Genomic DNA, 8,900 nt, shown 5'->3' on the forward strand with positions numbered 1-8,900 from the left:
TTATAATCCGTAGCGTTTTGCTAATTCATCCTCTGCGCGGTTATGTCGAAACAGGCGATATAATACGATACACGTGATGATTCCGAGGGCGAGGTACAAGGCGCTAAAAGCCCAAGTGGTAGAAGAAACATGATTAGCCGTAGTGGCAGCTTTGTCTACCCTTAAAACCCCGGTGATAACCCACGGTTGCCGACCTACTTCTGCGAAGATCCATCCCAATTGAATAGCGATAAAAGCTAAAGGCGCTCCTAAGACAATGCCTCGCAAAAGCCATGGACTCCACTGATTCCCTTTCTTTCGGTACCACTCAATCGCGAAAATCGCTGAGACGAGTAGGAGATAAAATCCGATTGCGACCATACCATCAAACAGATAGTGAATATAGAGTGGGGGCCATAAATCCTGAGGGATGTCATTTAGACCTTTTACTTCATGATTAGGTGAATTCCCAGCCAAGATACTAAGAGCAAAGGGTATTTTGATCCCATATTTCACTTCTTGCGTTTCCTTGTTTAAAACACCGCCGAAAACTAAAGGAGCTTGCTTGGTTGTTTCAAAATGCCATTCGGCAGCTGCTAATTTAGTTGGTTGATACTTAGCTAAAAATTTCCCAGATATATCGCCAGCCGCAAAAGTAGCGACAGCGAGGATAAATCCAGTGATCATCGTTAGGCGAAGTGCCTTTTTATAATAAACATGATTTCTACCTTTGAGGATGTGATAGGCGGCGATGGAAGCAAGTAAGAAGCCGCATGTTAGGTATGCAGAGGATAAGACGTGTGCTACTTTACTTGGTGTAGCAGGGTTGAGCATAGCGGCAATCGGATCGATATCGACCGCTTTACCATTTTCCAGACGAAACCCAGCTGGCGTATTCATAAATGCGTTTACGATCGTGATAAATAAAGCCGACATAGATGAGCCAATCACGATGGGGATGGAAGTAGCCCAATGGATCCAAGGATTTTTAAAGCGATCCCATGTATACAGATAAATACCAAGAAAGATCGCTTCTACGAAAAAGGCGAATGTTTCCATAAATAGCGGTAGGCTGATTACGTTGCCAGCTAGTTGCATAAATTGTGGCCATAACAGAGAAAGCATAAATCCAATACAAGTCCCGGTTACTACACCGACTGCTACGGTAATCACAAATCCACGTGTCCATCTCTTCGCGAGCATGATATAGTGATTATCTTTTTTCCAAATCCCCCATGCTTCAGCTAATGAGATAAATAAAGGAACACCTACCCCAATTGTGGCAAAGATAATGTGAAAAGAAAGTGTTTCTGCCGTAAGAATTCGAGACCAAAAAACAGCGTCCATTGATATGCCTCCTTTTAATGAAACAGACTATCATGTTCAATATTTCACAAATGAAGATTTTGATTTCCAACAATAAATGGATCCATAATCATTATAAAATGTGAATAATATCACATAAATAGGAAAGTGTGACGGGATTGTGATCATTATTCGACGTCTCTCTGGGTAGACTACAGGAGGAAGGAGGAAAATCAGATGAAGAAACCAGCTCTTGTAACGTTTATATCCACTATGTGTTTGTTCATTCTGTCTTGTACTCCCATGCAAGCGAGTCAAAAAGAGACACCTCTCCAAGAGAAAACAACACCATCCCAAACAAAACATCAACTGGATGCTAAGTTGATGTTTCAGCATGAGAATCAAGTTTGGGAATTAGAGCTGGGAGATATAGGGTTTGATGGAGTTGATCCTACTTCTTTAGATCATGAACTCGTTCATAGCTGGATTCGTACTGAAGTGGCCCCACAAGTTGAAAAAGAGCCCATATCTGCTTTTTTTAAAAATAGAAAGCTGATACCAGAAGAATATGGTTATAAAATTGATTATGTAGCGATTGAGGAGGCGCTCCAAAATGTCCATCAAGTTCTCAATCAGCCTCAGGAATTACCATTAACAAGACTTCAGCCACAAATCACCCAACAAAAAGCTTTGACCTTGAAGCAGAAACGCCTAGCCTCGTATCAAACCTATTTCAATCCTAATAATGAAAACCGATCGCACAATATTTCTCTATCTACCCATGCGATCGACCACATGATTGTCTTGCCGGGACAAACCTTTTCATTTAATGATGTTGTGGGCATTCGGACGACCGAGCGTGGTTATCTCCCTGCTCGTATCATTGTAAAAGGGGAGTATAGTGAGGGAATAGGAGGCGGCATATGCCAAACTTCTTCCACCTTATTTAATAGTGTTGACCAAGCAGGATTACAAATTGTTCAACGCTATAGTCACAGCAAACATGTGGCCTATGTCCCCAAAGATCGGGATGCAACCGTATCATGGGGAGGGTATGATTTTAAGTTTCGTAACCAATTCAATAAACCTATTTTGATATCTTCACGCATAACGGGAGGTATTTTGAATATATCTATTTATGGGCCCAAGTTAATTATGCACAAACCAAATGAAATACCTGATTCACCACCATTATCCCAACAAGATGAATCCTAAAAAGCCGTCGCCCAATATGTGACGGCTTTTTGCCGATATGGACACAAATTAGAAAATATTTCCTATTTAACCAATTTACATAGAAATAACAGGAATAGTCTGTTATAATGGGACACGTTAAACCCACTAAAGGAGCGATTGGATGAATAAGAAATTTCTTCTAGCCGGAATAGCTACGGTGGCCATCAGTTTAACCGGGACACTTGTGGTATATGCGATGGAGAAAGAAGTAGTCATCACCTTTAGCGATGGTAAGAAAGTCGTCTCAAAAGGCTTTCATGATACAGTTGCTGAAGCTTTGGAAGATGAAGGGTTCAAGGTGGCCGAGATGAAACAAAAGTATCAGCCTAGTATTCCTTGGGATCAAAAATTAACCAAAGATACCAATGTTATCTTGAATTGTCGCTGTAAAGTAAACCTGACCATAGGTGGTAAAGCTGAAGGCGAAAAAGAGACCACGAAAGGAACAGTTCGTGAGTTTTTAGAGGAGCAAAAAATTGCCTTAGGTGAGTGGGATGAAGTAAGCTCAGCACTTGATGCAAAAATCCAAGATGGCATGCAGATATCAGTTGACAGAATTGAGCAAGTAATCAAAAAAGAGGAAAAAGAGATTAAGTTCGATACAGAAGAACAAAAAGATAAGACCCTGGCAAAAGGCGAGAAGAAAGAAGTGACTGCTGGAAAGCTGGGAAAAGAGATTTATCAAGTGACCATCTACTATAAGAATGGTCAACCTATGATGAAGGACGGGAAACCAGCTTCTGATTCTAAGTTGATCGAAAAAATTGATCCCATAAAAGCAGTAGTGAAGGTTGGAACGAAAGAAGAGGAAGCAGAAGAGAAAGATTCGAGACCTGCTTTTGCTGGTGGAGGATCGTTACCAAACGGAACATCATATAAGAAAATGATAATGGCTGAAACCACCGCTTATACATCCAAACCAGGTGCCAAAACGGCTTCAGGAAAATTGGCTAAAGTGGGACTGGTGGCTGTCGATCCAAGAGTAATCCCACTTGGAACGAGGATGTTTATTGAAGATTATGGGATGGCAATCGCAGCAGATACAGGTGGTGCAGTAAAAGGAAATATCGTTGATGTATACTTTAATTCCGAAGCAGAATGTCAAAAGTGGGGACGTAAAAATAAAAAAGTGTACATCCTAGATTAAACCGTACACAGTGGAATTCAATTTGATTGAACCTGCCAAAAAAGTGCAGGTTCTTTCTTTTTTGAAAAGACAAATGGAAAGTTTTATCAAATTCGTCTTTGAATTTCCCTATTTTTTCGATATACTTAGGAAAGGAATAACACATCCGAGGTGTATGAATGGTAGGTCGAAATGAACCCTGCCCTTGTGGAAGTGGGAAAAAGTACAAAAAGTGCTGTGAACGCGTAGTCACGATTCGTCATGCAGAGGGATTGCGAGAAGGACGCGACCGAGATCTATCAAAAAAATTACTCGCAGACCTAAATCAGTGGTTTCATCCGTATTGGAAAATGGAAAAGCAAAGTAAGTGGGGGCATCGTTTTAAAGAGTTATTGCACTTACCTCTACAAGAACCAGTCCCGCAATCTTTTTCCTTTTCCTTTCATTATTGGTTGTTACTTGACGCCCCCTGTGTCCAAAATAAGCGACCGGTTGAGCTGTGGGCATCAACAGTCCGCCGAACACCAGAGAAGGAAAGAGTACTGACAAGCTATTTGGATAGTAAACTCACATGCTATGAAATGATTGACGTAAGGGAAGAAAGCATGCTGTTTCGATCTCTATTAGATGGAGTAGAGTATGAAGTGATACGAGGGGAAGAGATACCTCGTGAACGGATTGTTTTCACTCGTTTAATACGCTTAGGAAATCGATATGAGCTGTTTGGCCCTTATACATCTTTTGTGCATGAGATGAGAGGGGAGATACTCGTGCAACTAGAGAAATTTAACCATCTAGACCAAGAACAACAAAAATATGCAAGTCGTGAACAAGGATGGCAAGTGCTTGGATGGTCCATGAAACGCGCTCAGGAACTTGAGAAGGTGGAGAAGTTAGCACCAGCATCAACACCCGAGATGGTGGACAGTATCCGTGAAACGCTGTTCTGGCCAAATGTCGAGTATACGTCTGAACAATCAGGATTGCCAATTAAAATCATGCAACAGTTGGAGCAGTTTTACGTTTCGCAGGTTAATCCATTACAAAAGAGAACCCAACAATTCTACAGTAAATCGTTAGAGATCCTATTTGACTACCTCTCCAAACGATTTGGACAATCTTTTCAATGGTCTATGCTAAATGAAGAAGCTTTCATTCACTTCTTTAGCATTTGGTATTTGGATAGTGGAAAAGCTACCCCAATGGCTTCTAAGATCTTCTTAAATACCTTGAAAAACCTGTTCCAGTGGCTCTATAACCAAGGCATTTCCAATATATATCTCCATTTCAAAAAAGTTTACTCTATTTTAATTCATAAGTTACCTACCACGATTGAGGCACGTACTTGGTTAGCGGAACACGCTATTGAAACAGAAGAAACGGAACATACAGGGACCATGATACAAAATATGTTCATGCTTGCGATCTCAGGGGCAGGTCCTATGTTGTTGATTGGTGAGCGATGGGTGCCTGTACAGCTTCGTGCTTTCCCTGCGATTTGGTCAGATGAGCGCTTTTGGATTCGAGGAACGATTCAAATGAGTGAAAACCATTGTATTTTTACTCATATTGAAAACGTGTTTCCTATGACATTGATGGAAGAAGAGTTACCAAACGCCCATGTATTAGGTCAAAAATAGAGAAACAGCCTACTTTATTTGTCAGAGGCTGTTTCTCTTGTTTTCGTTATGAAAGTAATAGCTTGTCCTTCTCATAAGGAAAGCTTTTTTTTCATATCCTTATGGTCGATGCCAGCATCTAGGTAGACATCACCTTCTGCTATATATCCGAGTTTCTCATAAAAAGGAAGGGCTTGTGTTTGGGCAGAAAGGACGATTTTCTTTGCTCCTTCTTGCCGGGCATGTTCCTCTAGTGCAAGCATTAGTTCACGTCCAGCTCCTGTCCCGCGTCCTTCAGGGATGACGGCTACGCGTTCTGCTTTGGCTACATGAGGCTCGTACCATCGCATACGACAAGTGCCAATTGCTTTCTTGTCTAATGTTGCTAAGAAATGGACAGAACAACTTTCTTTTTCATCAATTTCTTGGTCTTCAGGAACGCCTTGTTCGTGTACAAATACTTTTTGACGAATTGCAAAAGCTTGATTTAATTCGTGGTCGGATTCGACTTTTTTTACACTTATATGCATGAACATCACTCCTGTCTATGTATTGTACCCTTTTTCCTTAGAGAAAAAAGGAAACCTATCAGGTTCATCTGCATAATAGTGATTTTACAATGTTGAGTAGGAGGAAAAAGAAATGAGTAGAAGAGTTCATAGTAGTGAGGTTTATCAAGCTGTGATGAATAAGTTAACCGAGCGAGGAGTCCCTTTGGAAGCTATTGCTGACATCGTTTATGAGATGCAAATTCCGTATAAAGCCGATCTTCGGAAAGAGGCTTGTCTGGAAAGTGTATTGGCTGTGTTAGAAAAAAGAGAATTACAACATGCAATTCTTGTTGGAGTCGAACTGGATACCCTAGCAGAGAAAAATGTACTTTCGGAACCACTTCTAAGTATTGTCAAAGCAGATGAAGGGTTATTTGGCTGTGATGAGACATTAGCTCTAGGATCCGTGTTTGGATATGGAAGTATTGCCCTTACTACCTTTGGATATTTAGATAAACAAAAAATAGGCATTATCAAAAGTTTAGATAATCAGAGTGGAGGAGAACATTGTCATACATTTTTAGATGATATTGTCTGTGCGATTGCTGCGGCAGCTGCAGGGAGACTGGCCCATCGAATTCGTGATGAAGACGAAGAGGACGATTCCATGGGAGCATATTAATGTGGATCCGATAAATACAAAAAACCGAGTACTGCACTGTACTCGGTTGCCATTTGAGGAGGGAATTTGGTGGAACAAGCGACTGACTTGCTTGTTCTGTATATACTATGTCAATCTCTATAAGCCCGTTTGGACGCTCACGTAAATTGTGCGTTAGTCTAGATTTACGAAATGAGAATAACTTTACTACTAGGAATGATTTTCCACTATCTGAGTCACACTACAGGTAGGAGGAGATATAGATGGATCAATGGATATATTGCGCAAAATTATATGAATCCCGTTTCCAAGCGAAAGTATTAGCGACACGAATGCAAGAAGATTGGTGGTTATATGGATATGAAAGCCCTGATACTGTAGAAGTGTTTCGCTCGAGAAAAGGACGTTTTGGTGTGAAATATATCTGGAAGCACTGAGAAATTTTAAAAAAGTACTTGTGTGATTTTCCATTCTGTTGTATAGTATTAATTGTCGCTGAAACAAGTTAGAAAAGATACGAAGCAATTGTAATGTCGCGGGGTGGAGCAGTGGTAGCTCGTCGGGCTCATAACCCGAAGGTCGCAGGTTCGAGTCCTGTCCCCGCAACCAATGTGGAGCTGTGGTGTAGAGGCCTAACATGCCTGCCTGTCACGCAGGAGATCGCGGGTTCGAATCCCGTCAGCTCCGCCATTTTTCATATATACATACGGGCCTATAGCTCAACGGCAGAGCACCTGGCTCATAACCGGTTGGTTACAGGTTCAAATCCTGTTGGGCCCACCATAAAACCCTATATGGACTAGGGCAGTTAGCTCAGTGGGAGAGCGCTTCCCTGACACGGAAGAGGTCGCTAGTTCGATCCTAGTACTGCCCACCACGTTAAGTTTAACGATTTCAGTTATTAGCCCATCAAACGAGCTACAATGACCTTCTAATGGACTCTAAACAAGTTCGTTAGGAGGTCTTTTTATGTTAATCGAATCAATACAAAAAGAATTTCTGGCAGACAAAAAGTACGAAGGTTTGAAACGAAATTCACTTGTAGCTTATGAAACTTTTTTTAAAAATTGGAATCAATGGTTACACAGACAAAACATTGAACATTTGGAGGAATTGAATCCTAGGTTATCAAAAAAATACTTAATGGATTGTGTTGAGAAGGGAAACAACGCTGGAACTCATAACACAAAGCTTAAATTATTGCGATCCTTTTCTAAATGGTTGGTAGAAGAAGGGATTGTTAAGGAAATGCTGACCCAAAATATAAAAGCCCAGAAGGAAGATCATAAGCCTAAAATTGTGTCGACAGATGATCTAAAGTTAGTTCTTAGCACTCTTAGACGGAATAGACGGAGAGATGATACATTTACATCTAGAAGGAATTACGCTCTAATTCTGTTCCTGACTGGTACAGGTCTAAGGATTAAAGAACTTGAACGCTTAACATGGGCAGATATCGATTTTCAAGACAGTTTAATTCGAATCAATGAAAGCAAATCTAGAAAACAGCAGAGTGTACCGTTATCAGAAGCTCTTTCCCGTGAATTACTGGATTGGAGATTGTTTCTAGAAAGAAAGTTTGAAAAGATGCCCTTATCTCTTTTTGTTACGGAAAAAGGAGAACCATTTTCTCGAAATGGTATGCAAAATTTCTTTAAAAGACTGAAAAAGAAACTAGGGTTACAATCTGATTTTAGTCCTCACGCATTACGTGCCTACTTTATCAAGGAATTATTAAAAAATGGCGGTAACTTGAGAGAGGTGCAACTTCTTGCTAGACATTCTAAAATCACAGTCACACAGCTATATATCGGGTATTTTGCTCATGAGTTAAAAGACTCACTGGACACAAACAATCCTTTGAATGACCTGATTTAATGTAGTTGTTTATGAGGAAAAGATAAATGTTTCTAGAAGCTATTTCAAAAGTCGAAAATAGCTTAAAAATATTTTTAGCAACCTGTTTTAAGTGCACACCTATATCTTAGCACCTTTATTTATATTACTGAATAAGGTAAGAATGTAAAGGAACGAACCTGGTAGATCGACAGCCCCCGTAAGGTCTCTAGGAATATCTGTTCCTAACACATTATGTGATTTCTTGTTTAAGATAAATTCTTTCTTTCCGATTGCATTGATCGTGTCATGAAACATTGTTTGATTAATAGAGTCCAGTTGTTGAAAATGTCATCATTTCAATAGCTGGACTCTATTAAGTTTTGGGATACGGCGAGCTATGGAACAAAAAAACAATCGGCCTTATCGGGTTTTGTGTTTAGAACATTAGGCTGATACTAGGTTTCTATTATAAGAAGTATGAATACTAATGATAAGAGTTCTTATGTATGTAAGATAAGGAGTGAAAACATGTCACAAGCGAATATCCCTAATATTTCACCCAATATTCAGATCACAAGGGAAGATGCCATTAACCTGTTGTTGTCCTCGATTGCGTTAGAAGAGTTAGGACTTAGCCATATTAT

General features: G+C 40.2%; 9 protein-coding genes and 4 tRNA genes. 11 read left to right on the plus strand and 2 right to left on the minus strand.

Annotation, left to right across the window (positions count from 1 at the left end; translation table 11 throughout):
• A complete protein-coding gene (locus EDD57_RS10390) occupies positions 1–1,326 on the minus strand; it encodes a cytochrome ubiquinol oxidase subunit I (RefSeq protein WP_131849393.1) in 1,326 nt (441 codons plus the stop codon).
• A 195-nt stretch (positions 1,327–1,521) separates the two neighbouring features.
• Here EDD57_RS10390 and EDD57_RS10395 point away from each other — a divergent pair, with 195 nt between their 5' ends.
• From EDD57_RS10395 to EDD57_RS10405, 3 genes are all read left to right on the plus strand, one after another.
• Positions 1,522–2,499, plus strand: coding sequence for a VanW family protein (locus EDD57_RS10395; protein WP_243649513.1), 978 nt, complete (start codon positions 1,522–1,524; stop codon positions 2,497–2,499).
• A gap of 142 nt (positions 2,500–2,641) precedes the next feature.
• Positions 2,642–3,667 carry a 3D domain-containing protein gene (locus EDD57_RS14975; protein WP_131849394.1) on the plus strand — a complete coding sequence of 342 codons (1,026 nt, stop codon included), beginning with the start codon at positions 2,642–2,644 and terminating at the stop codon, positions 3,665–3,667.
• Between the two features lie 158 nt (positions 3,668–3,825).
• On the plus strand, positions 3,826–5,286 hold the full coding sequence (locus EDD57_RS10405; RefSeq protein ID WP_131849395.1) for a YecA family protein: 1,461 nt from the start codon (positions 3,826–3,828) through the stop codon (positions 5,284–5,286).
• Between the two features lie 71 nt (positions 5,287–5,357).
• Here the strand turns inward: EDD57_RS10405 and EDD57_RS10410 are convergent, their stop codons facing one another.
• Positions 5,358–5,795 carry a GNAT family N-acetyltransferase gene (locus tag EDD57_RS10410; RefSeq protein WP_243649514.1) on the minus strand — a complete coding sequence of 146 codons (438 nt, stop codon included), beginning with the start codon at positions 5,793–5,795 and terminating at the stop codon, positions 5,358–5,360.
• Positions 5,796–5,907: 112 nt separating this feature from the next.
• Between EDD57_RS10410 and EDD57_RS10415 the strand changes: the two genes are divergently transcribed.
• From EDD57_RS10415 to EDD57_RS15305, 8 genes are all read left to right on the plus strand, one after another.
• Positions 5,908–6,438: a phosphatidylglycerophosphatase A family protein gene (locus EDD57_RS10415; protein ID WP_131849397.1), complete on the plus strand. Its 531-nt coding sequence runs from the start codon at positions 5,908–5,910 to the stop codon at positions 6,436–6,438.
• Between the two features lie 242 nt (positions 6,439–6,680).
• The gene (locus EDD57_RS14435) at positions 6,681–6,854 is read left to right on the plus strand and encodes a hypothetical protein (protein WP_165873771.1); all 174 of its coding nucleotides are present in this window, start codon (positions 6,681–6,683) and stop codon (positions 6,852–6,854) included.
• A 97-nt stretch (positions 6,855–6,951) separates the two neighbouring features.
• Positions 6,952–7,026: transfer RNA gene (locus EDD57_RS10420), tRNA-Met, on the plus strand.
• A gap of 4 nt (positions 7,027–7,030) precedes the next feature.
• A tRNA-Asp gene (locus tag EDD57_RS10425) sits at positions 7,031–7,107 on the plus strand.
• A gap of 18 nt (positions 7,108–7,125) precedes the next feature.
• A tRNA-Ile gene (locus tag EDD57_RS10430) sits at positions 7,126–7,200 on the plus strand.
• A 19-nt stretch (positions 7,201–7,219) separates the two neighbouring features.
• Positions 7,220–7,294, plus strand: a tRNA-Val gene (locus EDD57_RS10435).
• A gap of 92 nt (positions 7,295–7,386) precedes the next feature.
• On the plus strand, positions 7,387–8,295 hold the full coding sequence (locus EDD57_RS10440; RefSeq protein WP_131849398.1) for a tyrosine-type recombinase/integrase: 909 nt from the start codon (positions 7,387–7,389) through the stop codon (positions 8,293–8,295).
• 489 nt (positions 8,296–8,784) lie between these two features.
• The coding region (locus EDD57_RS15305) for an alpha-helical endospore appendage domain-containing protein (protein ID WP_481170251.1) at positions 8,785–8,900 on the plus strand (116 nt) is incomplete at its 3' end.

It is taken from the genome of Baia soyae (assembly GCF_004341445.1).
Lineage (GTDB): Bacteria > Bacillota > Bacilli > Thermoactinomycetales > Thermoactinomycetaceae > Baia > Baia soyae.